The organism is Streptomyces sp. NPDC026672 (assembly GCF_040638185.1).
Lineage (GTDB): Bacteria > Actinomycetota > Actinomycetes > Streptomycetales > Streptomycetaceae > Streptomyces.
The window spans coordinates 1-23554 of sequence record NZ_JBEZXS010000049.1 but is presented as its reverse complement, the minus strand read 5'-3'; the positions used below and the strand labels follow the sequence as shown (position 1 = coordinate 23554).

At 73.5% G+C, this 23554-nt stretch carries 20 protein-coding genes; 10 read left to right on the top strand and 10 right to left on the bottom strand.

Going from position 1 to position 23554, the window contains the following annotated elements; all coding sequences use genetic code 11:
* Positions 1 to 13: 13 nt before the first annotated feature.
* The 3 genes from AB0F77_RS36540 to AB0F77_RS36530 all read right to left on the bottom strand — a co-directional run bounded on the left by AB0F77_RS36540 (position 14) and on the right by AB0F77_RS36530 (position 3265).
* A complete protein-coding gene (locus AB0F77_RS36540) occupies positions 14 to 1600 on the bottom strand; it encodes a transporter (RefSeq protein WP_361956911.1) in 1587 nt (528 codons plus the stop codon).
* Complete coding sequence (locus AB0F77_RS36535; RefSeq protein ID WP_361956908.1) at positions 1597 to 2385, bottom strand: ABC transporter ATP-binding protein; 789 nt, start codon at positions 2383 to 2385, stop codon at positions 1597 to 1599. Before AB0F77_RS36535 ends, AB0F77_RS36540 begins: the two co-directional genes overlap by 4 nt.
* A gap of 226 nt (positions 2386 to 2611) precedes the next feature.
* On the bottom strand, positions 2612 to 3265 hold the full coding sequence (locus AB0F77_RS36530) for a bifunctional DNA primase/polymerase (RefSeq protein ID WP_361956905.1): 654 nt from the start codon (positions 3263 to 3265) through the stop codon (positions 2612 to 2614).
* 261 nt (positions 3266 to 3526) lie between these two features.
* Here AB0F77_RS36530 and AB0F77_RS36525 point away from each other — a divergent pair, with 261 nt between their 5' ends.
* Together AB0F77_RS36525 and AB0F77_RS36520 are read left to right on the top strand one after the other, a co-directional pair.
* Positions 3527 to 4912, top strand: a complete 1386-nt coding sequence (locus AB0F77_RS36525; protein ID WP_361956902.1) for a transcriptional regulator — start codon at positions 3527 to 3529, stop codon at positions 4910 to 4912.
* Between the two features lie 201 nt (positions 4913 to 5113).
* Complete coding sequence (locus AB0F77_RS36520; RefSeq protein WP_361956899.1) at positions 5114 to 6631, top strand: hypothetical protein; 1518 nt, start codon at positions 5114 to 5116, stop codon at positions 6629 to 6631.
* A 74-nt stretch (positions 6632 to 6705) separates the two neighbouring features.
* Here the strand turns inward: AB0F77_RS36520 and AB0F77_RS36515 are convergent, their stop codons facing one another.
* A complete protein-coding gene (locus tag AB0F77_RS36515; RefSeq protein ID WP_361956896.1) occupies positions 6706 to 8007 on the bottom strand; it encodes an ABC transporter substrate-binding protein in 1302 nt (433 codons plus the stop codon).
* A 117-nt stretch (positions 8008 to 8124) separates the two neighbouring features.
* Here AB0F77_RS36515 and AB0F77_RS36510 point away from each other — a divergent pair, with 117 nt between their 5' ends.
* Together AB0F77_RS36510 and purU are read left to right on the top strand one after the other, a co-directional pair.
* Entirely contained in the window at positions 8125 to 8625 is a 501-nt protein-coding gene (locus AB0F77_RS36510) for a hypothetical protein (RefSeq protein WP_361956893.1), read from the top strand.
* Between the two features lie 46 nt (positions 8626 to 8671).
* A complete protein-coding gene (gene purU / locus AB0F77_RS36505; RefSeq protein WP_361956890.1) occupies positions 8672 to 9547 on the top strand; it encodes a formyltetrahydrofolate deformylase in 876 nt (291 codons plus the stop codon).
* 31 nt (positions 9548 to 9578) lie between these two features.
* On the opposite strand, the gene AB0F77_RS36500 is transcribed toward purU, so the two are convergent.
* Both AB0F77_RS36500 and AB0F77_RS36495 read right to left on the bottom strand, forming a co-directional pair.
* Positions 9579 to 10919 carry a maleylpyruvate isomerase N-terminal domain-containing protein gene (locus tag AB0F77_RS36500; protein ID WP_361956887.1) on the bottom strand — a complete coding sequence of 447 codons (1341 nt, stop codon included), beginning with the start codon at positions 10917 to 10919 and terminating at the stop codon, positions 9579 to 9581.
* Positions 10916 to 11527 (bottom strand): sigma-70 family RNA polymerase sigma factor, encoded by a 612-nt coding sequence (locus tag AB0F77_RS36495; protein WP_361956884.1) that lies wholly within the window; start codon positions 11525 to 11527, stop codon positions 10916 to 10918. The genes AB0F77_RS36500 and AB0F77_RS36495 overlap by 4 nt, the downstream gene beginning before the upstream one ends.
* Before the next feature lie 278 nt (positions 11528 to 11805).
* On the opposite strand from AB0F77_RS36495, the gene AB0F77_RS36490 reads away from it, so the two are divergent.
* The 3 genes from AB0F77_RS36490 (at position 11806) to AB0F77_RS36480 (ending at position 14245) form a co-directional block, all read left to right on the top strand.
* Complete coding sequence (locus AB0F77_RS36490; RefSeq protein WP_361956881.1) at positions 11806 to 12186, top strand: STAS domain-containing protein; 381 nt, start codon at positions 11806 to 11808, stop codon at positions 12184 to 12186.
* Between the two features lie 164 nt (positions 12187 to 12350).
* Positions 12351 to 12863 carry an EF-hand domain-containing protein gene (locus AB0F77_RS36485; RefSeq protein ID WP_361956878.1) on the top strand — a complete coding sequence of 171 codons (513 nt, stop codon included), beginning with the start codon at positions 12351 to 12353 and terminating at the stop codon, positions 12861 to 12863.
* Positions 12864 to 13780: 917 nt separating this feature from the next.
* The gene (locus tag AB0F77_RS36480; protein ID WP_361957005.1) at positions 13781 to 14245 is read left to right on the top strand and encodes an ATP-binding protein; all 465 of its coding nucleotides are present in this window, start codon (positions 13781 to 13783) and stop codon (positions 14243 to 14245) included.
* A 375-nt stretch (positions 14246 to 14620) separates the two neighbouring features.
* Here AB0F77_RS36480 and AB0F77_RS36475 read toward each other — a convergent pair whose 3' ends face one another.
* Positions 14621 to 15628, bottom strand: coding sequence for a helix-turn-helix domain-containing protein (locus AB0F77_RS36475; RefSeq protein ID WP_361956875.1), 1008 nt, complete (start codon positions 15626 to 15628; stop codon positions 14621 to 14623).
* A gap of 197 nt (positions 15629 to 15825) precedes the next feature.
* Between AB0F77_RS36475 and AB0F77_RS36470 the strand changes: the two genes are divergently transcribed.
* Complete coding sequence (locus AB0F77_RS36470; RefSeq protein ID WP_361957002.1) at positions 15826 to 17073, top strand: MFS transporter; 1248 nt, start codon at positions 15826 to 15828, stop codon at positions 17071 to 17073.
* 1 nt (position 17074) lies between these two features.
* Here the strand turns inward: AB0F77_RS36470 and AB0F77_RS36465 are convergent, their stop codons facing one another.
* The 3 genes from AB0F77_RS36465 to AB0F77_RS36455 form a co-directional block, all read right to left on the bottom strand.
* A complete protein-coding gene (locus AB0F77_RS36465; RefSeq protein WP_361956872.1) occupies positions 17075 to 18262 on the bottom strand; it encodes an NAD(P)/FAD-dependent oxidoreductase in 1188 nt (395 codons plus the stop codon).
* Positions 18263 to 18389: 127 nt separating this feature from the next.
* Positions 18390 to 19058: a pyridoxal 5'-phosphate synthase gene (locus tag AB0F77_RS36460; RefSeq protein WP_361956869.1), complete on the bottom strand. Its 669-nt coding sequence runs from the start codon at positions 19056 to 19058 to the stop codon at positions 18390 to 18392.
* Positions 19059 to 19174: 116 nt separating this feature from the next.
* Positions 19175 to 19822 carry a TetR family transcriptional regulator gene (locus AB0F77_RS36455; protein WP_361956866.1) on the bottom strand — a complete coding sequence of 216 codons (648 nt, stop codon included), beginning with the start codon at positions 19820 to 19822 and terminating at the stop codon, positions 19175 to 19177.
* 371 nt (positions 19823 to 20193) lie between these two features.
* On the opposite strand from AB0F77_RS36455, the gene AB0F77_RS36450 reads away from it, so the two are divergent.
* Both AB0F77_RS36450 and AB0F77_RS36445 read left to right on the top strand, forming a co-directional pair.
* Positions 20194 to 20868 (top strand): VOC family protein, encoded by a 675-nt coding sequence (locus AB0F77_RS36450; protein ID WP_361956999.1) that lies wholly within the window; start codon positions 20194 to 20196, stop codon positions 20866 to 20868.
* A gap of 167 nt (positions 20869 to 21035) precedes the next feature.
* The gene (locus AB0F77_RS36445; RefSeq protein WP_361956863.1) at positions 21036 to 23411 is read left to right on the top strand and encodes a PQQ-binding-like beta-propeller repeat protein; all 2376 of its coding nucleotides are present in this window, start codon (positions 21036 to 21038) and stop codon (positions 23409 to 23411) included.
* Positions 23412 to 23554: the final 143 nt, after the last annotated feature.

Genomic DNA, 23554 nt, shown 5'->3' with positions numbered 1-23554 from the left:
CTCGGAGGTCCCCTCACCCCCTGCTCACCGCCGTCAGGATCTCCGGCAGGTGGGTCGCCGTCCTGGGGGCCGCCAGGCGCAGGCCCAGCAGGGTGATCGTCGTTCCGTAGGCGGCGCCGACCGGCAGCAGCAGCCAGATCCAGGCGTCGCCGCCCGCGCTGACGTTCAGCCAGATGGCGAGGACGATGACGGGCGCGCACAGCAGGGCCGCCGCGACCATGCCCCCGAAGATCGCGATCCAGGCGAGCCCCGCCTGACCGGGGGCCACGTTCTTGTAGCCCTCCTGCGGGATGGAGTACGGGAAGCGGGCCGAGGTCCACGCGCCCGTCGCCAGCATCGCCCCGAGCAGCGCGAACGACAGCCCCAGCACCTCCGGCAGCCGCGGCCAGTCGCCGAGCAGCGCCGTCGTCAGGACGGTCACGAGCGTCGCGTACGGCAGGGTGATCACCAGCAGCGCCAGCGCCCGGCCGCGCAGTTCGACGTAGGCGTCCCGGCCGGAGGAGATGCTCAGGGCCACCATCCAGAACGCGGACGTGTCCTGCCCGAACTGGTTGTACATCTGGATGCCGAGCATCCCGGACGCGAAGCACGCGAAGTAGAGGGACCCGGTGCCCTGCACCGCGTTGAACACCGGAACGATCAGACCGATGGCGAGCGAGGTCACCCACGCCGACTTGGTCTTCGGATCGCGCCAGACGTAGCGCAGCGAGCGTTCCATCACCGTGCCGGTGCGGCCCCCGGGCAGCAGCCGGGCGAGCCCCGTCGAGGAGCGCCCGCGGACCTCGGCGTCGGCCGGCTGGAGGGTGGAGCCGTCGGGCGTGGTCATCAGCCGGGTCAGACTGCGCGCCCACGCCGCGATCAGCGCCGTCAACGCGGCTGCCGAGAGCGCCAGTTGGGCCACCGCCCGGCCGTACGCCCCCTCGCTCACGGAGTGCACCGCGGCCACCGCCGACGCCGGCGGCAGCCAGCCCACCACGTCGGCCGCCGGCGCGAGCCGGCCGAGGCCGGCCGAACCGAGGCGCTGCGCGCCGAAGTTGACCACCTGGGCGCCGATCGCGACGACCAGCCCGCTCAGCACGGCCAGGTCGCGGCCCTTGCGGCTGGTCAGCAGCCGGACGTTGGCGGCGGCCACGGCCCGCGCGAGCGCCACGCACACCAGCAGCCCGAGGACGACGGCGAGGACCGCGACGACGTACGCCGCCGTCCCGTGCGCCACCGCCAGCACACAGCCGAGCAGCAGGAGCAGGGTGAACAGCGGGCCGATCCCGACCAGCGAGGCCGCCAGCAGGGCCCGGACGAGCGGCCGGGGCCGCAGCGGCAGCATCACCAGACGGGTCGGGTCCAGGGTCTCGTCGCCGCTCGGGAAGAACAGCGGCATCACCGCCCAGCCCAGCGCCAGCACGGCCGCCCCGAGCACCGCGACCGCCTCGATGTGCGCGTGCCCGCGCAGCGCGACCATGCCGAGCAGTTGCAGCACGGCGAAGAGCAGCGCCACCACGGCGGACGCGACGAACACCGCGCGCCGCCCGCCGGACTGCCGCAGCCCGTTGCGCAGCAGGGACAGCTTCAGCCGTACGACGGTGGGCGTCACGCCGCTCACCGGCCGCCGCCCAGCCAGTCGAGGTCCGAGGCGGCGTCGCGCTCCCGCGCCCCCACGAGTTCCAGGAATGCTCCCTGAAGGGTGGTGTGCGCCCCGCGCACGTCGGCCAGCGGCCCGGTCGCCCGGATGCGCCCGGCGGCCATCACGGCCACCCAGTCGCACAGCGACTCGACGAGCTCCATGACGTGGGAGGAGAAGACGACGGTCGCTCCGGAGCCGGTGTAGCGCTCCAGGACGCCGCGGATGGTCTGCGCGGAGACCGGGTCGACGCCCTCGAACGGCTCGTCGAGGAAGAGGACCTCGGGATTGTGGAGGAGCGCGGCCGCGAGCCCGATCTTCTTGCGCATGCCGGTCGAGTAGTCGACCACCAGTTTGTGCTGTGCCCCGGCCAGGTCGAGCACGTCGAGCAGCTGGGTGGCCCGCTTGTCCACCTCGGCGCCGGGCAGCCCGCGCAACCGCCCGGAGTAGCCCAGCAGTTCACGCCCCGACAACCGCTCGAACAGCCGCAGCCCCTCCGGCAGCACCCCGATCCGGGCCTTGACCGCGACCGGGTCCCGCCACACGTCGTGCCCGACGACCTCGACGGACCCCTGATCGGGCCGCAGCAGACCGGTCACCATGGAGAGCGTGGTGGTCTTCCCGGCCCCGTTCGGCCCGACGAGCCCGACGAACTTCCCCGCAGGCAGCTCCAGATCGACCCCGGCGACGGCGACCTGCTGCCCGAACCGCTTCCACAGCCCCCGCACCCGTACGGCGGCGGTACCAGAGCCGGTGTTCTCCGTCATGGGCTGAACCCTACGGTCGTTCGGGCCGCCCCCACAGGGGCGACCCACGCCTAGGGCGTGTTTCGGAAGTCCCGCCTGGCCCGCGACGCCTGGCACGCACACTCGCTGCGTTGTCGGAACGCCCGAGTACATCCAGTACGAGGGCGATCCTCCGCCTTGCGATTGCACGCACCAGACGCCGCGGGCCCCGCCCTCCGGGCGGACGGCGCTACTTTCGAAACACGCCCTAGCGGTCCCTTCCGCACGCGTACGCGAGGGACGAGACCAGTTCCTCCGCGTCCGGCAGCCACCGGTTCACCGCGTTCGGCCGGCACACCCACTGCACGGCCCCCCGCGACCCGACCCGCGTGGGCGGCGCCGCCACGTACGTCCCGTCGCCCAGCGCCGTGAGGTCCAGCACCTCCGGCGACCAGCCGATCCCGCGCAGCAGGTCGGACACCTTCGCCGCCGCCCCCGGCAGCACGAAGAAGTGCATCCGGCGGTCCGGTGTCAGCGTCACCGGACCCGGGGTCAGCTCCATCCGCTCCAGCCGCGCCAGCGCGAGGAACCCGGCGCTCTCCGGGACGGACAGCGTGTCGAACGTACGTCCCGTCGGCAGCAGGATCGACGCCGCCGGCTGCTTCTGCCACATCCGCCGCGTCACGGTCGGGCTGCCGGTCGCCTGCTCCGCCCAGTCGGCGCGCGCCGGGTGCGCGCCGGGCACGGGACAGCGGTCGTCGCCGCACGAGCACCGGTGCGCCCCTTCGGCGGCCTCCAGCCAGGTGCCGGGGAACACGTCCCAGTGACGCTCCGCGGCGTACCGGACGGCGGTCTCCAGCAGGGAGTCCCCGCGCTGCTTCGGGATCTGCCCGGTGTCGGCACCCGTGATCGTCTCTTCCACGCCCCACTCAACTCCCGCACCCACCCGGGGTTACGGCCGGTACCGCGCGCGGGGGAGGGGCATCGATTCGGCAATCGGGGCGCATGGATGCATGGGCGGGGGCGCGCGGGAGGAAGCGGGGCGGGGACGGGGTAGCCACGAAGGGGGTCGGCATCCGCCTTTACCCCGGCAATCCTCGCATGTCCCGCATTGTCGACCGTGATGCGGGGCATCGATCTTCACTGCCGGATCTTTTGTCCAGGGGCTCGCAGGGGGTAACACATGGCCGCACGGCCTCTCGTCGCGCGACAGCCGAACGAACGGCTTCAGGCGCTCATCCAGGAGGCGGGGTGCTCCAACGCCGGGCTCGCCCGCCGCGTCAACATGTGCGGCGCCGAGCACGGTCTCGATCTGCGGTACGACAAGACGTCGGTGGCCCGTTGGCTGCGCGGCCAGCAGCCGCGGGGCCGCGCCCCGGCGATCATCGCCGAGGCGCTGGGCCGCAAGCTGGGCCGTACGGTCACGATCGACGAGATCGGGATGGCCAACGGCAAGAACCTCGCCTCGGGCGTGGGCCTCCAGTTCTCGCCGACGGTGCTGGGGGCCATCGAGCAGGTCTGCGAGCTGTGGCGCAGCGACGTGGGCCGGCGGGACTTCCTGTCCGGTTCGACGGTCGCCGCGTCCGCGCTGGTCGAGCCCAGCCGCGACTGGCTGATCTCGGCGCCGGACGCGCAGGTCGCCCGGCAGGCGGGGCCGCGCGTGGGCCAGTCCGACGTGGCGGCGGTGCGCGCGATGACCCAGGCGCTGACCGACCTCGACCACCAGTACGGCAGCGGGCATGTGCGCCCCGTCGTCGTGCACTACCTCAACAGCGTCGTCTCCGGGCTGCTCGCCGGCTCCTACCGGGAGGCGGTCGGCCGCGACCTGTTCGCCGCGGTGGCCCGACTCACCGAACTCGCCGGGTACATGGCGGTCGACACCGGCCAACCCGGCCTCGCCCAGCGGTACTACATCCAGTCGCTGCGGCTCGCACAGGCCGCGGGCGACCGGGGATACGGCGGTTACGTCCTCGCCGCGTCCATGAGCCACCTCGCCGCACAGCTCGGGAACCCGCGTGAGATCGCGCAGTTGGCGCGGGCGGCGCAGGAGGGCGCGCGCGGGCGGGTGACACCGCGCGCGGAGGCGATGTTCTTCGCGGCCGAGGCGCGCGGGCACGCCCTGATGGGCGACGCGCGGGCGGCCGAGGACGCCTCCGGGCGGGCGGTCACGGCGATGGAGGGCGCCGACGCGGAGTCCGGGGACGACCCGGTGTGGATCGCGCACTTCGACGAGGCGTACCTGGCCGACGAGTTGGCGCACTGCCACCGCGACCTGGGCCAGGCCGAGGCGGCGGCGCGGGCGGCGGAGCGCTCGCTGGCCGGGCACCCGGCGAACAGGGCGCGCCGGCGGGCGATCGGATATGTGTTGCTCGCCACGGCCCAGGTGCAGCAGCGGGAGGTCGAACAGGGCTGCCACACCGGTCTGAAGGCGGTCGAACTGCTGGGGACCCTCCGCTCCAACCGGGGCGCCGAGTACCTGGAGGACTTCCAGCAGCGGCTGGAGCCGTACCGGGACGAGCCGGTGGTGAGGGAGTTCGGGGCCCGGCTGGACCTCCAGCAGGCCGCGTGAACGAAAGCCCTGTCCGGGTGTGAACACGGGGGAAACGAGCCGCGGGCGCGCGGGAGGTGCCGTGAACAGCGTGCCGCGGCTCGGTTTTGTTACCGCCGTCACAGGGCAGAAGATCACGCCCTGAGCTGCGTGGCACCCGGCTCGGGGGACCCGGTAGCGTGAGCCGTTGATTCCGAAGGTCCCCCATTCGTAGGAGTCCCGGTGACGCAGAGTGGACAGGGCGAGCCCGCGCGCGAAGGCATCGTGCTGCCCTCCGACGGTGGCGAGCCCCTGTTGCCGGGTGCGGCGGGCGGCCCGGCCGCCCCGCTCCCGGCGGCCCCGAGCGGCCACGGCCCGGCCTCGGCCCCGCCCGGCGGCCAGGCGTGGGGTCAGCCGTGGGGCCCAGGGCAGGAGCAGCAGCAGCCGCAGATCGGCCAGGGCTGGTCCCAGGCCGCCGACCAGTGGGGCACGGAACAGCCCGCCGCGTGGAACGCCGGCCAGGGCGCGGGCCCGCTGCCCGCGGAGGGCGCCCCGGCCCCGTCGTACGACCAGGGCGGTTATCCCGGCTCGTACGGGCAGGGCGCCGACGGGGCCCGGCAGGCGTACGGCCAGGGACCCGACGCGGCCCACGCCGGGTACGGACAGCCGTACGCGGCGAACGGCGCCGACGGCTACGGCGCCCCCGGCGGCGCTGCCCTTCCCCAGGCCCACCAGGCGGCGGAGAACGCGACCCAGTACCTGCCGCCGGTGGCGAACACCCCCGTGGACGAGGGCGCGACCCAGTTCATACCGCCCGTCCCCGCCGCTCCGGTGGACGAGGGGGCGACGCAGTACATACCGCCGGTCGGTCCCGGGGCGATGCCGCACGCGGAGGCGGCCACCCAGTACATCCCGCCGGTGCCCGGCGGTTACGGCGAGGAGCGCCAGCCGCCCGCCGAGTTCGACAACCTCTTCCGCGACGGCTCCGAGGGCCAGGCCCCGTCCACCCAGCAACTCCCGCGCTTCGAGCAGCCGCAGGCCCCCTACGGAGGCCGGCCGCAGCAGTCGTACGGCGGCCCGCAGGAGCAGGGTGCGGGCGGCGGCCGGCGCGGCGCCCAGGCGGACGAGGGGGGCCGCGGCGGACGCTCGCGCGTGCCGCTGATCGCCGCCGTGGGCGTCGGCATCGCCGTCCTCGGCATCGGCGCCGGCGCGCTGCTCAGCGGCGGCGGGGACGGCGACCAGGACACCGACAACGCGCCCGTGGCCGCCTCGGCCCCCGCGGCCGACGGCTCCCCGGGCGCCGACCCGGCCCAGCAGCAGGCCGCGGAGCTGGACAAGCTGCTCGCCGACAGCGGCAGCAGCCGCGCCTCGGTGATCAAGGCGGTCGCCGACGTGAAGTCCTGCGACAACCTGGACGGCGCCGCCGCGGACCTGCGGGACGCGGCCAAGCAGCGGGCCGAGCTGGTCACCCGGCTGTCGAAGCTGTCCGTGGACAAGCTGCCCGAGAACGCCGCGCTGACCGACGCGCTCACCAAGGCGTGGCAGGCGTCCGCGTCCGCCGACAACCACTACGCGGCCTGGGCCGACCAGACCGCGGCCAAGCACGGCTGCCGCAAGGGCCAGGCCCGTTCGACCGCCCAGACCCAGGAGGGCAACCGGGCGAGCGGCACGGCCAGCACCGAGAAGTCCAAGGCGGCCGGCCTGTGGAACACGATCGCCGAGAAGTACGGCCTGACCGAGCGCCAGCCCACCCAGCTGTGAGCGGACCCGGGCGACGGGACACGGTGCAGTGGGACACGGTGCGGCGGCGCACGCGGCGTACGCCGCCGCCCGGGTCAGTCGATGTCCGCGTTCTCCAGGGTGCCGGTCACGTCCATGACCCCGCCGTCGCGGGCGGCCTCGAGCCGGCCGCCCTTGACCACCTGGAGGGTCACGTCCGCGTTCACCAGCCGCGAGAAGCCGACCGAGGCGAGCTTGCCCTGGTAGGGCCACTTCAGGGTGGGCGTGAGGCCGCCCGTGGCCACCTGGAAGCCGTCGTCGAGGACCTGGCGCACGTTGCGGGAGGTCACGTCACCGTCGCCGATCTTCTCCAGGACGGCCTTCAGCACGGTGTACGCGATCCACGTGGTCTGCACTCCGGCGTCCGCGGGGTCGATGCGGTTGTCGCCGAACGCCTCCTCGTTGATGACCTTCTTCATCGGGTTCCAGCGCGCGTCGGAGACCACCGGGTACCAGCCCGTGATGTAGGCGCCCTCGTACGGCCCGTTCGCACCGCCCGTCGAGTTGATCACCGTCTGGTCGACGCTGCCGAGCACGGTGGCCGTGCGCACGTCCGGGAAGTCCTCCCGCACGCGTCGGAAGGAGTCCATGAAGGTGTCCGTGCGGTCGCCGAGCGCGGGCACCACGCAGCCCTTCTTCGCAGGGTCCCCGGTCGCCGAGGTCAGCGCGCGCTCGGACTGCTTGGTGTACTCGGTGGCGACCTCGGCCGCGAGCTGGTCGGTCGCCGCGTCGTGCCGGCCGGCGACGAGGCCCGAGTCGAGCAGCGCGGGCAGTTCGTCGCCGGCGATGCTGTCGGGGCGGACCAGGGTGACGGGGCCGCAGCCGCCGGCCAGTGCCTTGCCGAGGCCGGCCAGGAGGGTGGGCTGCCCGCCGTTGACCGGGTAGGACATGGAGCTGGTGAACTCCTCGTTGGTGACGCCGTACCCGCCGATGTAGGGGATGCCGGCGCCTTCCAGCGGGGCGAAGTAGGAGTCGCCGAACTGGCTGTAGGAGCCGACGACGGCGATGACGTCCTCGTCGGCGGCCTTGCGGGCGCACTTGGCGGCGCCCACGCTGTCGTTGTGGTCGTTGCAGGTCAGGACTTCGAGCTTGCGCCCGTTGATGCCGCCGTGGGAGTTGATCCAGCGGGAGTAGGCGACCGCCATGGCCGGCATGCCCGGCTTGTTGGTGGCCTCCGTGTCCTGCGGGGCCCAGGTCATGACCCTGATGGGGTCGTCGCCGGAACCGCCGGGCAGGACGCCGCAGCCGGCCACGAGGGACGCGCAGGCCACCAGGGCTCCCGCGGACAGAACGGTGGCTCTGCCGGGCCTGGTGGTGAAGGGGCGGATGGTAGTGCGGATACGTAGCCTGCGGGTCATGGTTCCGCACGATTCCGCCACACCGCTAACCGGTGAGTGACCTTTGGTCAATGATGGGTGACATGCAGGTGAATTGCGGGGGCCGGTGAGGAGCCGGGTGAGAGGAACGTACGATCGATGACCGTGCAAGGTTCGGAGAACACTTCCCGTCGCGGCCGTCGCTCCTCCACCATGGGCGGCATGCCACTCAACGACATGCCCTGGTGGCGCTGGCGCAGCAATGTGCGTTCCGCGCTGCACATGCTCTCCGACCAGACGTTCCAGCGGGACGTCTGGCTCGCGGGCGTCGACGGGTACGGCGACGTCACGGACGCCGTCTACCGGCTCGTCGAGGACACCTGGCTGGACAACTGGTCCGCCGAGAAGTACGTCGGCACGATCTTCCGGGACTCGCAGGAGGCGGCGCTCGTCGACACCGCCGTGCTGCGGGTGCTGCGGATCATGCACCAGGTGGGACCGGACGCGCCCGTGCAGACGTACCTCGACCACCACGCCTGGCCGGAGGCCGTGCGGGCGGCGCGGGACGCGCACGTGCGGATGTCGGCGAGCGACGGGGAGGACCCGGACACGCCGCCGCGGAGCCTCGAGGTGCTGCACCTCATGACGCGGTCCGCGTAGCGGACGGCCGCCCGCCGGACGGGGGCGGTGTGGGACCCTGTTCCGCATGACAGACCAGTCCGTCCCGGCCAGGGCCGACCAGTACGTTCTCACCGTGACCTGCCCCGACAAGCAGGGCATCGTGCACGCCGTGTCGAGCTATCTGTTCATGACCGGCTGCAACATCGAGGACAGCCAGCAGTTCGGCGACCACGACACGGGGCTGTTCTTCATGCGCGTCCACTTCTCGGCGGAGCCGCCGGTGACGCTGGAGAAGCTGCGGGCGAGCTTCGCGGCGATCGGCGACTCCTTCCACATGGACTGGCAGATCGACGAGGCCGACCGGAAGATGCGGATCGTCCTGATGGTCAGCAAGTTCGGGCACTGCCTGAACGACCTGCTGTTCCGGACGCGGATCGGGGCGCTGCCGGTGGAGATCGCGGCGGTGGTGTCCAACCACACCGAGTTCGCCGAGCTGGTGGAGTCGTACCACGTTCCCTTCCACCACATCCCGGTGACGACGGACAACAAGGCGCAGGCCGAGGCGCGGCTGCTGGAGCTGGTGCGCGAGCTGGACGTCGAGCTGGTGGTGCTGGCCCGGTACATGCAGGTCCTCTCGGACGACCTGTGCAAGCAGCTCAGCGGGCGGATCATCAACATCCACCACTCGTTCCTGCCGAGCTTCAAGGGCGCGAAGCCGTACCACCAGGCGCACGCGCGGGGCGTGAAACTGATCGGCGCGACCGCGCACTACGTCACGGCCGACCTCGACGAGGGCCCGATCATCGAGCAGGAGGTCGAGCGCGTCGGCCACGGCGTCACCCCCGACCAACTGGTCGCCATCGGCCGCGACGTGGAGTGCCAGGCCCTGGCCCGCGCGGTCAAGTGGCACGCGGAGCACCGCATCCTGCTCAACGGTACCCGCACGGTGGTCTTCGCGTAGCCCCCTCCGCGGGGGCCGGGCCACGGCGGGGCTACATGCGGCTCAGGGCCGCCGTCGCCGTCAGGACCTCCCCGATGGCCGTGCGGTCGCCCTCCTGGCCCGTGGCCGCCTCCTGCGGGGTCACGTGGCCCGCGGCGAGACGGCAGAACTCGACGCCGTCCAGGACGACATGGGCCACCTCGTCCGGGGCGGAGCCCACCGCGTCCGGCGGATCGAGCGGGATCAGCCACTCGCCGCCGCCCAGCCCCTCCACCTCCAGCCGCAGGCTGCGGCCCGGCGCCCCCGCCGTCACGAGGCGCGGAGCGGACAGCCCGGCCCGCCGCCGGGCCGCCAGCGCGGTCGGCAGCATCCGCGCGGCCAGGTCGATCATGCCGTGCAGATGCCGGGGGGAGGGCGGCGCGTACGGGTAGTCCACCGCGTCCGCGATGTCCTCCGCGTGCACCCAGCACTCGAAGGCCCGCTCCACCATCGCGTCGTGCAGCGGCAGCGCGAAGTCGCCGTACGACACCCCGAGCTTCCCGGCGTCGCCGCCCGTGAAGGACACGGTCCGCACCAGGTCGTGGCTCTGCTCCCGCCACGGCGCCCGCACCGCGCGGGTCGGCGGCAGGCGCGAGGCCCGCCAGTACGCCTCGGTGCGCGCGGCGGGTCCCACGGACGTCCGCGCGTCCCCCTCGGCCAGCGGGTCGTCCAGCCCGAGCGCGACCGCCACCAGCCCGTCCACGGACAGCAGATGGGCGATCACCCCGGCCACCGTCGTACGGCGGCCGACCGGACCGTCCTCGCCGAACCACCGCAACCGCACCGGTGCGTGCCACTCCGCGTCCCCGATGTCCTGCAACAGCGCGTCGAGCCGCGCGGTCTCGGCGTCGTACGGCGCCGCCCACTCCGGTACGGGGACGCGCGGCGGCCGGCGTTCCAGACAGCTCTCCAGGACCCGCCTGCGCAGGCCCGGGTCCAGGTCGAGGTTCTCCGGCTGGTGCAGCAGGCCCACGGCGTCGCGCAGCCGCACGGCCTCGTCCGCGCAGGCCCCGCACGCGCCGAGGTGCTCCTCGACGGCGGCGCTCTCCGCGGCCGAGCAGGCGGCCAGCGCCCAGGCGCCCAGCAGGGAGCGCAGCACCTCGTGCGCCAGCACGAGCGGCGCGGCCGGCATCACGTCCTCCGGCGGCGGCAACGGCCGCCCGCCGTCCTCGACGGACACCCGGGGCAGCGGTATCCGAGGCGTCCGCCCGGGCCCCGGCCACTCCTCCCGGCTCCCACCACGGCCCCCAGGCCCTCGTCCCCCCGGTCCGGAGTCACCCGGCCCGCTCTCCTCCGCGTCCCGGCCGTCCCCGTAAGGCTCCTCGTGGGCGCCCCGGCCCTCGGCGCCGCTCACTGCGCACCTCCGTGTCCCGGCGGTGTCCCCGCGTCATGGGCGGTGGACAGCAACTGGAGGCCGAGACGGAGCCTCCGGCGGGCCTCGTCCTCGGTGACGCCCAGGTCGGCCGCGGTCTGCCGGTAGTCGCGCCGCTGGACGTAGGCCAGCTCCAGGGCGATCCGCAGCGGGGCCGGCATGGAGTGCACGATGTAGTCCGCGCGGGCGGCGATCGAGGCGCTGCGCACCTTCAGCTCCAGGTTCCGCTCGACCTCCGCCGGGTTTGTGCCGGCCGCCCCGTCCGCCCCCTTTGGGCCGTGGCCCTGTGCGAGCGCCGCGGTCTCGGTCGCCCGCAGCCGCTGCACGGCCAGCCGGTGGGTGAGCTCGGCGATCCAGGAGCGCAGCGGTCCCCCCTGCGGGTCGTACGCCTCCGGGTGTTCCCAGACATGGGCGAAGACCTCGCGGGTGATCGTGTCGGCGGCGCGCTCGTCGTCGAGGACGCGGTGCGCGAGTCCGTGCACGAGCGAGGCGAACCGGTCGTAGAGCTCGCCGAGGGCCGCCGCCTCACCGCGGGTGAGCCGCTGCTGCATCCTGCGGTCCCAGCGGGGCGGTGTGTCCTTCCTCGCCATGCGGCCCCCTCCCGATGCCCGTGGCCGATGTGTGTCCACCGTCTCCTCGAATGTAGTCGGCACGCTCGACGGCGCCCCTCTTACCTGATTGATCTTCTCCACTCAAGCCCGCATCTGATCGAACAGGATTGAAGTCGACTAAAACAAGCCTCTTATGACTGCTTTCCGTTTTCGTCTTGGTGTTTCAGGGAACGGCCGGTGGGCAGCCGCGCTCCAGAGAAGCGTAAGAAATGCTTCCGTTTCCGGCTGGTTCCGGGACGTGACGGCGAGCGAAAGGCGTGGTGGTGGCGCTCAACGTGATCGAAGGCGAGCGCGGCGGCTGGGCCGTGCTCCAGGTGTCGGGAGAACTGGACCTGGTGACCTCGCCGGTGCTGCGCCAGCGGGTGCACCACGCGGTGGCCGACGGCCACCGGAGTCTTGTCGTCGACCTCTCCGAGGTCTTCTTCTGCGACTCCAGCGGGGTGGGCGTGCTCATAGCCTCCCGTCGGCTGATCCGCTCCTGCCAGGGCCGGTTGCGGCTGATCCTGCCGGCCCGGGGCGCGGAGGACGGCTCGCACGTCAACCGTGTCCTCGGCGCGCTCGGCGTACGGCGGCTGTTCGACATCCACCCCGACGTCGAGGCGGCCACCGACGACGAGGCCGGCCCCCTCTCGGCGTGACGTGACCCCCTCCCGTGTGACCCGTCTCACTCCCGGTGCGGCGCCGTTGTCCCGGAATTCCCCCGGTCTTGGCACAAGCGCCGTTTTCCCGCTCCCGGACCGCCCCTGACGTCGTACGCTCCGTGCGAGACGCACCCACGTGAGGTAAGGCGGCCCGAAAAGACATGGTCAGCACCGAGTACGAGCGCAGGATCGCGGCCCGGTTCGCCACGTTCGACCAGGACGGCAACGGCTACATCGACCGCGAGGACTTCAGCGGCGCGGCCAAGGCGCTGCTAGCCGAGTTCGGGACGGCGGCCCGCTCCGACAAGGGGCAGGCGCTGTACGCCGGGGCCGAGGCGTTCTGGCAGGGCATGGCCGGCATAGCGGACCGGGACGGCGACCAGCGCATCACCCGCGACGAGTTCGTGGGCGGAGCCGTCAAGCGGCTGCGCGACAACCCCGACCGGTTCGCGGAGATCGCCCGCCCCTTCCTGCACGCCGCCCTCGCCCTCGCGGACCCCGACGCCACCGGCTCGGCCACGGTGGCGGACACCGTGCGCGTGCTGCGCATCCTCGGCGTCCCGACGGAACTCGCCGGGCCGGCCGCCGCCGCGCTGGACACCGACGGTGACGGGCGGGTGCGCGAGGAGGAGATCGTGCCCGCGTTCGCCCGGTACTTCACCGTCCCCGAGTAGCGGCCGGCCGCCCCGCGGCAACTCCACCACCCCTGCGGCAACTCCACCGCCCGCGGCGGCCGTTCCCGCCCGCCCCCGCGTCCCCGCTCGACCGGGGCACGCAACACGCCCGGACGAGAAAGCAGTTCGGGCGCTCCCGTGAACCTTCCCGGACGGCCGCCCCGACACGCGGGCGGCCGTCCGGGCCCCGATGCCGGCTCGTACGACGATCCGCGCGGCCGACCGGCCGGCGGTGTCCGCGTCCCGCCCCCGCGCCCCCGGCCCGCGCCCCGCCGCGGTGGCCGGCGCCGGCGGCTCCACCTGCGGATCCGGTCGCGGTCCTCTTCCTCGGCGCGACCATCCGGTCACACAGGGTGAGGAGTTGTGCGCCCCGAACTGGTCGCCTCGGTCATCGGAATTCGCGCCGGCCTGCGCAATCGACGGACCGCTCACGGGAGATGTCGCGGATCGTGGCATACCGGAATCACGGAGCGTTGATATCGGGTTGTGTCCAATGCGTGACTCGTCACGGCCCGGAGTCGGCTGTCCGCTCCGGTACCTTCTGTGAAATGCGAGTGGTTCCGAGCACGAGCCAGGCCGACGGCGCTCCCGAAAGGGCTCCGGTTCCGGCGTCATGTGCCCCTGCTCGCAAGGTGGCCAGGGCTTTTGTCCCCACCCGTTCGACTCCCCGCCGCGAGCGTCGCACAGTATGCCGCACGCGTACTCCTTCGCGCTGGAATATGCCCGAAGCGCTTGTTGGGGTGACTGTACGTCAACCATGCTGTCTCGTAAGGGAATCACGTTCCGTGACCCTTGCTCTGGCCGTTGTTCTGGCCATGCAGAAAATGGCTACGATCGTGGCCTTCGTCGTGCCGTGCGCGCGACGCGGGTTCATGTGTCCGCCGGTTCGGATGGTGTGAGCGGTGCAGGTGCTTCAAGTGCAGCTGGAGATCCGGCCCGACCCCGCGGAGGTGGGGCGGGCGAGGAGGTGGGCGCGCTCGCGCCTCGCCGGGTCGGGCATAGCGGCCGACGAACCGCTGGCCGAGACCCTGATCCTGCTGGTCTCCGAGCTGGTCACCAACGCGGTGGTGCACACCGGTTGCCCCGCCGTGCTGCGGCTGTGCCTGCCCCGCGCGGAGGAGGAGGCGGCCCCCGTGCGGCTGGAGGTGGCCGACAGCAGCACCCGCGCGCCGGTGCCGCGCTGCGCGGACGGCACGGCGACCGGCGGCCGGGGCCTCGCCCTCGTCGACGGCCTCGCCGACCGCTGGGGCTGGAGTCCCGAGGGGGCGGGCAAGCGCATCTGGTGCGAACTCGACCGCTGCGAACGGACCGGGTCGGCCGCGGCGACGGCGTTCACGGGCGCCCTCCCGACGTACGAGGGCCTGGCGTTCGAGGCCGTGTAGGGCCCTCGGCCGCTGCGCGTCCGGGCGCCGCGGGCCCCGGCCCCGGGCATCCCGGTCGCAGGGGCGCGGGAAGCCGTCGTGCGACCCCCGCGTGCGGTGAGCGGTGCGCCGGGGTGTGCCTCCGTGCGCACCCATCGGAAAACGGGCGTACGTCACAAAGCTCCGCAGACGTGTTGACGCCGCGTGATCGTGTGATCACGCTGGGGAGGACGATTCGCCGCGAGGGGACGGTGAGGGCCCCGGTGACGGGGGCCCTCACCGAGAGCGGGTCGAACCGAACGGCGGCGTCGCGTCCGGCGCACCGGCGCGCGCCGCCACCCCCCGTCCCGATGTTCCCCACCTTTTCTCCACAACCTGTGGACAACTTCCGGCGCGTCAGTCGGGCACCCCGTCCGGGACGCCCGTGCGGAAGGTCCTGCGATAGGCCGTGGGTGTGACGCCGAGGCTCGACTGGAGGTGCTGACGCATGGACTGGGCCGTGCCGAAGCCCGCCTCCCGCGCCACCCGGTCGACCGAGAGGTCCGTGGACTCCAGCAGATGGCGGGCGCGCTCCACCCGCTGCCGGGTGAGCCACTGCCCCGGGCTGACGCCGACCTCCTCGCGGAAGCGGCGGGTGAAGGTGCGCACCGACATGGCCTCCCGCCCGGCCATGTCGCGCAGCTGGATCGGCTCGTGCAGCCGGGCCAGCGCCCAGGCGCGGGCGACCGACGTCGTGGCCACCTGCGGGTCGGGCACCGGGCGGTGGATGTACTGCGCCTGACCGCCGTCGCGGTAGGGCGGGACGACCGTGCGGCGGGCCACCTCGTTGGCGACCGCCGTGCCGTGGTCGCGGCGCACGATGTGCAGGCACAGGTCGATGCCGGCGGCGACCCCGGCCGAGGTCAGCACGTCGCCGTCGTCGACGAACAGCACGTCCGCGTCCACCCTGACCCGCGGGAACAGCCGCTGGAAGTGGTCCGCGTCGGCCCAGTGCGTGGTCGCCGGGCGCCCGTCCAGCAGCCCCGCGGCGGCGAGGACGTAACCGCCGGTGCAGATGGCGGCGAGCCGGGTGCCGGGGCGGATCCGGGCCAGCGCCGCGGCCAGCTCGTCCGTCAGCCTGCCCTCCTCGAACACCGGCCCGAGCGCGTACGACGCCGGGACCACGACCGTGTCCGCGGCGGCCAGGGTCTCCGGGCCGTGCCGTACGTCGATGGAGAAGTCGGCCTCCGTCTCGACCGGGCCGGGCGGACGGACCGAGCAGGTGACGACCTCGTACAGCAGGCGGCCCCGCGCGTCCTTCGGGCGGCCGAAGATGCGGTGCGGGATGCCCAGTTCGAAGGGGAGCAGACCGTCCAGGGCGAGGACGGCCACACGATGCGGGCGGAACTCCGGCTCACCGTTCATGGCCCGATCCTAGTGAATGCTGTCCTTCGGGCCACTCGTCGCGGTACGCCTGATTCCGGATGCTCGATCCCGTGACCCAGACCCACCCGACGGAAGCCGCCGACGAGCCCACCACCGCACCGACCACCGAACTCACCACCACCGCTCCCACCGGCGGGTCCGCTGCCGGGTCCGCCCCGGCGCGGCGGACCCGGCGGGTGCACCGGGCCTGGTTCGTGGCCGCGGTCACCTTCGTCACGATCATCGGCGCCGCCGCCTTCCGCTCCCTGCCCGGACTGCTCATCGACCCGCTGCACGACGAGTTCGGCTGGTCGCGGGGCACGATCGGCGCCGCCGTCTCCGTCAACCTCGCGCTCTACGGGCTCACCGCCCCGTTCGCCGCCGCGCTGATGGACCGCTTCGGCATCCGCAAGGTGGTCGCGGTCGCCCTCACCGTGATCGCCGTCGGCTCCGGGCTGACCGTGTGGATGACAACGGCCTGGCAGCTGATGCTGTGCTGGGGCCTGCTCGTCGGCCTCGGCTCCGGCTCCATGGCCCTGGCGTTCGCCGCGACCGTCACCAACCGCTGGTTCACCACCCACCGCGGACTGGTCAGCGGCATCCTGACCGCCGCCTCCGCCTCCGGCCAGCTGATCTTCCTGCCGCTGCTGTCCTGGATGGTCGAGGCCCACGACTGGCGCCCCGCCGCCGTCACCGTCGCCCTGGCCGCCCTCGCCGTCGTGCCCTTCGTGTGGCTGCTGCTGCGCGACCACCCGGCCGACGTGGGCGAGCGGCCGTACGGCGCCGAGGAGTTCGTCCCCAAGCCCGCCCCGGTCACCGGCGCCGCCCGCCGTGCGCTCGGGGTCCTGTTCTCCGCCGTGCGCACCGGGCCCTTCTGGCTGCTCGCCGGCACCTTCGCGATATGCGGCGCCTCCACCAACGGCCTCGTCCAGACCCACTTCGTGCCCGCCGCCCACGACCACGGCCTGCCCGTCACCACGGCGGCCTCGCTGCTCGCGGTGATCGGCGTCTTCGACGTGGTCGGCACCATCACCTCCGGCTGGTTCACCGACCGCTTCGAACCGCGCCGGCTGCTCGCCGTCTACTACGCCCTGCGCGGCCTCTCGCTGCTGTTCCTGCCGATGCTGCTCGGCCCGGCCGTCCACCCGCCGATGATCTTCTTCATCGTCTTCTACGGACTCGACTGGGTCGCCACCGTGCCGCCCACCCTGGCCCTGTGCCGCGAGCAGTTCGGCGAGGACAGCGCCATCGTCTTCGGCTGGGTCCTGGCCTCGCACCAGGTCGGCGCGGCCCTCGTCGCCTTCCTCGGCGGGGTCGCCCGCGACGTCTTCGGGACGTACGACATGGTCTGGTACGCCTCCGGGGCGCTGTGCGCGGCGGCGGCCCTGATGGCGCTGGTCATCCGGCGCCGTCCCGCCCCCGCCGCCGTTCCCGCCCTCGGCTGAGTCACCCCGGCAGCCGGGACAGCTCCGCGCCCCCGCGCCGCGCGACCGCCCTCGCGATCTTCTCGGCGTCCCTGGCCAGCTCGCGCAGCGTGCCGCTGATCGGGGTGGTGAAGCCGGTGAAGTACAGGCCGGGGGAGCCGTCGGCGGTGCGGGCGCCGTGGACGGCGGGCAGGCCGCGCCCGTCGAGCACACCGAGGTGTCCGACCAGGCCCTCCAGGGCGCGCACGTACCCGGTCGCGGCGATCACCGCGTCCGGCGAGAGCGGGCCGCCGTCGGCGAGGACGACCTTCCCGTCCTCGAAGGACTCGACGGCGGCGACCACCTCCACCGTCCCCTTGCGCACCGCCTCGACCAGACCGACGTCCTGGACCGGGATCGCGCCCTGCCGCACCCGGCTGTAGAGCCCGGTGTCCGGCCGGGGCAGCCCCTGCGCGGACAGGTCGGGCAGGCTCAGCCGGGCCATCGGCCGGGCGAGCCGGTCGACGAGCCGCACGGGCAGCCGTCGCACCAGCACGGCCGTGTACTGGGCGGGCCACCCGGCGGTGGAGCGCCGCACGATGTGCGGCACCGTGCGCACGGCCAGCCGTACCCGGGAGGCGCCGCCCTCCACCAGGTCCACGGCGATCTCCGCGCCCGTGTTGCCCGCGCCGACGACCAGGACGTCCCGGCCGGCGTAGGGCCCGGGGCCGCGGTAGGCGGAGGCGTGCAGGAACTCGCCGGTGTACGCGTCCCGCCCGGCCCAGCCCGGGACGTACGGGGTGTGGTTGTAGCCGGTGGCCACGACCACCGCGCCGCCGGTCAGCTCCCGGCCGCCGGTGGCGCGCAGCAGCCAGCCGCCGTCGGCGGCGCGCTCGACGCGGGAGACCTCCACGCCGGTGACGATCTCCAGTTCGTGGACCTCGGCGTACTTCTCCAGGTAGCGCACCATGTCGTCGCGGGACGTCCAGCGGCCGAAGCGGCGCGGCAGCGCCAGTCCGGGCAGGCTCGACATGCGGCGGGTGGTGTGCAGGTGCAGGCGGTCGTAGTGGCGCCGCCAGGAGTCGCCGACGGCGGCCTTCTCCAGGACCACGGCCCGTATCCCCCGGGCGCGCAGCGCGTACGCGACGGCGAGGCCGCCGGGGCCGGCTCCGATCACGTAGACGGGGTGGTCGGCGGGGCTGGGGGTCGGGGACACAGTGGAGTCGGCCATGAGCGGGAGCGTAATCCCATGCCAGGTTGATGGGTCTCGGTCAAGCCCGGAATTGGTTGCGGATCGATCACGCCTGTGGGGAAGTCGGGTGGACCTCGTGACGTACGGCACCCGGAGGGCCCCGGACCTAGGGCCAGAGGAGTTCCCGGCGCCAGCCGCTCTCCTCGCGGTGGTAGGCGAGCCGTACGTGGCGGCGGGCGGCGTCCCCCTGGAAGAACTCGACCTCCTCCGGGGCCAGCCGGTACAGCGTCCAGGTGGGGGAGACGGCCGCCGGGTCCGTCCGTGCCCGTTCCCACGCCTCCTCGGAGGCCCGGGCCAGCTCCCCGGCCGAACCCAGGACCTCGCTCTGCCGTCCGGTCAGCGCCGCCGCCAGCGCCCCGGTCGAGCGGGCCCGCAGATCGGCCAGGCCCTCCTCCGGCGCGGCCGGCGCGACCGGGCCCCGCACCCGCACCTGGCGGCCGAGCACGGGCCAGTAGAACGCCAGCGCCGCGTACGGCCGTTCGGCCAGCTGCCGACCCTTGCGGCTGGTCGTGTGCGTGGCGAACGACCAGCCCGCCTCGTCCGCCCCGTGCAGCATCACGATCCGTACGTCCGCCCGGCCCTCGGCGTCGGTCGTCGCCAGCGACATCGTGTGCGGCTCGACCTGGCCCGCCGCCACCGCCTCCGCGAACCACCGGGCGAACAGGGGGAGCGGCCCGTCGGGTGCCGTGTCCGGGTCGAAGGGCCGCAGCTCGGTCACCTCCGGTGCCCACACCCGCAGTGACCTCATCAACTCGTCGAGCTCCGTCGCAGCCATGACCCGAGTATGACCCCGGCACAGGCCAAGGGCGCCGGGACAGCGCGACGGGCGGTCGTTCACCGTGATGAACGACCGCCCGTCAGACAGGACTTGTGGGCTGGAAACGGCGCGGGCTACCTCGTGGGCTTCCTGCCCGTCACGCCGAGGTGCACCAACAGCGCCAGGTTCGGCCTGAGTTCGGCCTGCTTGACGCCCCAGCTCTGGAAGCCCTTCTGGTGCGCGGCCACCGCGGCGAGCATCGCGACCAGCGAGCCCGCGACCGCGGCGGGGTTCACGTCCTTGTCTACCTTGCCCCTGGACTGGAGTTCGGCGACGGACTCGGACAGGGAGCCGTTCACCGAGTTCAGGATCTTCATCCTGATCTTGTAGAACCGTTTATCCCCTTCGGCCGCACCGAGATCGACGACGCGCAGGATCGCGTCGTTGCGGCGCCAGAACTCCAGGAACCCGTCCACGAGTTCCTGTGCGGCCTGCCAGCCGGACTTGCCCACCCAGGAGCGTCCCGCGACCAGTTGGGTCAGCCCCGCGCTCTCCGCGGCCATGTGCTCGGCGAGCTCCAGCACGGCGCCCTCGACGTCCGGGAAGTACTGGTAGAAGGTCGCGGGCGACGTTCCCGCCTTCCGGGCGACATCGATGACCTTGACGTCCCGGTAGGGGGAGGAGCTGAGCATCTCGCTGAGGCAGTCGAGCAGCTTCTGCCGGGTCGCCTGCCCACGCCGACCGGCCACGCGGCCGTCGACGGTACGCACTTGTCCTGTCATGCCGTCAGCTTACCGACGGGTGATCGGAGCGCGATTCGGCCGACTGCAAATGGGGTGCAGGGGGGTGGACGGCGTGGTGTGCCTGGTCTGCGGGCTGCGCGCCGCGCGGTTACTTTGGCGGCATGGCCGAAAACAGGGCATCCGCGAACGAAGAGGCGAACGAAGAAGCGGACGAACAGGCGCACGAAAAGGCGGACGAAAAGGCTGACGAGCGGACGGGCGGACCTGCGGCCGAACGGGGCGCCGGACAGTCCGACGACGACCGGCCGGACGAGCGGGCGGGAGCGTCCGAAGGGTCGTCCGTCGGGCCGCCCGAAGGGGAGCCCGGGCTTCCGGTCGAGGAGGTGTACGGGGAGGGTGTGCCGTGCTGGGTGGACGCGCAGTTGCCCGACGTCGCCGCGGGTGAGCGCTTCTACGGTGAGCTCTTCGGGTGGACCTTCGAGGAGGCGTACGGCTCCTCGGTGTGGGCGTACCACGACGGCGCCCCCGTCGCCGCGCTCGCGCACAAGACGGACGGACGCATGCCCACCGTCTGGACCGTGTACTTCGCGACGCCGGACGCGCGGGAGCTGTGCCGGCGGATCGCCGCGGCGGGCGGCCAGGTGGTGATCGCGCCGGTGCCCGTGGGCGAGCTGGGCACGACCGCCCTCGCCACCGACCCCGAGGGTGCCGTCTTCGGGCTGTGGCAGGCCGGCGGCCACCGGGGGTTCGGACGCCGGCACGAGGTGGGCACGTTCGGGTGGGCGCAGCTCTACGCGCGCAGCACCGACGCCGTCAACTCCTTCTACGGTTACCTCTTCCACGAGGCCCTGTTCGGGGCCGGCGCCGAGCCCGACTTCGGGCGCGCGCCCGTCTCCGACGTCTTCCCGGCCGAGATGCCGCCGCACTTCCTCGTCCACTTCCGGGTGGCGGACGTGGACGCCTCCCTCGCGGCGGTGCTGCGGCTCGGCGGGCGCGTCCAGGCGCCCCCCTTCGACGCGTCGTACGGGCGGGTGGCCGTCGTGACCGACAATCAGGGGGCGTCCTTCGCGCTGCTCCAACGCTGATATGTCTTGCTTGTCATGAGACACCCCTGATGTCGCCGGGTTCGCAACCTGTGCTCGGGACAGGAAGAATCAGGGTGCGTGCCGCCACAGCGGTGCGGTGGTGAGACGCTGCACGGGGTCGCGTACATATGTGGGTGGCGCGGCTCGTACGGGGAGGTGGCAGGCAAGTGGTGGATCAGCTGACGCAGCACGATCCGCGGCGGATCGGGCCGTTCGAGGTGCTGGGGCGCCTCGGTGCCGGCGGCATGGGGCTGGTCTATCTCGCGCGCTCGGCGTCCGGCCGGCGCGTGGCGATCAAGACCGTCCGCACCGAGCTCGCCGAGGACCAGCTGTTCCGCGTCCGCTTCACGCGCGAGGTGGAGGCGGCCCGCGCGGTCTCCGGGTTCTACACGGCGGCCGTCGTCGACGCCGACCCGCGCGCCGCGGTGCCGTGGCTGGCCACCGCGTACGTTCCCGCGCCCTCCCTGGAAGAGATAGTGAACGAGTGCGGGCCGCTGCCGGCCCAGGCGGTGCGCTGGCTCGCGGCCGGCGTGGCCGAGGCGCTCCAGTCCATCCACGGCGCCGGTCTGGTCCACCGCGACCTCAAGCCGTCCAACGTGCTCGTCGTCGAGGACGGTCCCCGGGTCATCGACTTCGGCATCGCCTCCGGTGTTTCGAACACCCGTTTGACGATGACGAACGTCGCCGTCGGCACCCCCGCCTACATGTCGCCCGAGCAGGCGAAGGACTCCCGCAGCGTGACCGGCGCGAGCGACGTCTTCTCCCTCGGTTCGATGCTCGTCTTCGCCGCCACCGGACACCCGCCCTTCCACGGCGCCAACCCGGTCGAGACCGTCTTCATGCTGCTGCGCGAGGGCCCGGACCTCGAAGGTCTCCCGGACGAACTGCGCCCGCTCATCGAGTCCTGCATGCAGATGGAGGCCACCGGCCGCCCCAACCCGGCCGACCTCCAGGCCCAGCTCGCCCCGCACCTGTTCGGCTCCGGCTCCGACGACAGCGGTACGGCGTCCGCCTGGCTGCCCGAGAAGGCGGTCGCCCTCATCGAGTCCCGGCGCGGCGGCAGACCCGCGCCGGCGCCCGCCCCCGCGGCCGGCGGCCGGGGCGGCGGCCGGCCCGCCGTGCCCCCGCCGCCGTCGTACGACCCCGTCGTCCCCACCGCCCCGGGTCCGGCCCGCCCGCCCGTGTCCGCGCCGCCCGCGGCCGTCGGGGCGCCCGACACCGGTCCGGTCCGGCTGGCCGGCGCCCAGGTGCCGATCGGGCCGGGACCGCGGGTCTCCGACACCCGCGCCGCCGCCGTCAAGGCGCCTCCTCCGGAGGCCGGACTCGTCGCCAACTGGGCCCGGCCGCGCCCCGGCGTCAACGGCGCCGACCCCGCCGTACCCGCCGTTCCGGCCGCGCTCCCGGAGGCCGCCGCGGGCTGGCGTCCCTGGCGCTTCCGCATGTCCAACGACGTCTGGGGCACACCGTCCGTCGACGGCGACCTCGTCTACGTGACCTCCTTCGAGGTGCACGCGCTCGACGTCGCCACCGGCCGCCGCCGCTTCAAGACCCGGGACGTCGCCTGGTCGATGGCGGTCGCGGACGGCCGTATCCACGCCTCCGACGGACCCACCCTCTTCGCGCTCGACGCCCGCGAGGGCGGTGACCTGTGGCGGCTGTCCACCGACGCGTGGGTGTACTCCCTCAAGGCCGACCGGGGCACCGTCGTCACCGGCACGCGCGGCGGGGGAGCGCAGGCGTGGGAGGCGGCCGGCGGGCAGAAGCTGTGGGAGATCGGCGGCTGCCAGACCGACTTCGAGTCGCCCGAGGCGGGACCCGTCGTCCACGACGGCACCGTGTACGTCTGGCAGGACGCCCGGCTGCGCGCCCTCGACGCCCGCACCGGCGAGGAGCGCTGGTCGTACCCCATCGGCGACGCGGCCTCCTGCGGCGGCGTCCCGGTCCGGCTCTCGCCCGGACCCGACGGCCATGTGTACGTGTCGGCCGGCAGCCGGGTCCTCGCCGTCGACGTGGCGAGCGGGCGGGTGCGGTGGCACTTCGAGGCGCCGGCGGTGTTCCTGTGCCCGCCGACGTTCGTGCCGGGGCCTGCGGTGACCGGCGGCGGGGTCTACCTCGCCGACTACCTGGGCACGGTGTACGCGCTGGACGCGGCCGACGGGCGGGACCGGTGGCGCATCGCCACGGAGGCGCGGTCCTCCGTGGAGCCGGTGCTGGTGGCCGCGGGGCACGTCCACGTCGGCAGCGGCAAGGGGCTGTACACGCTGGACGCGGTCACCGGCACGCCCAAGTGGCGCTTCCAGGCGGGCGGCGACATCGTGGGGGCGCCCGCGGTGGCCGAGGGCCGCATCCACTTCGGCTCCACCGACCACCTGCTCTACACCCTGAAGGCCGACGACGGCCGCCTGCGCTGGAAACTCGCGACGGGCGGCGAGATCACGGGCTCGCCCGTGGTGAAGGACGGCGTGGTGTACGCGTGCAGCAAGGACCGCTGCGTCTACGCCCTGGACGCGGAGAAGGGCACGGGAACGGCCCGCACGACCTGACCGCCCCCGCCGCCACCCGCACACGGAACGACGCGGTGGACCGGGGCCCGGCCCCCCCGCACCCCCCGGCGCATACCGGTGGGGGGGATGTTAAGGCGCGGGGGGGGGCGCCCCCGGGGCCCCGCCCCCGGCGGGCGCCCCGC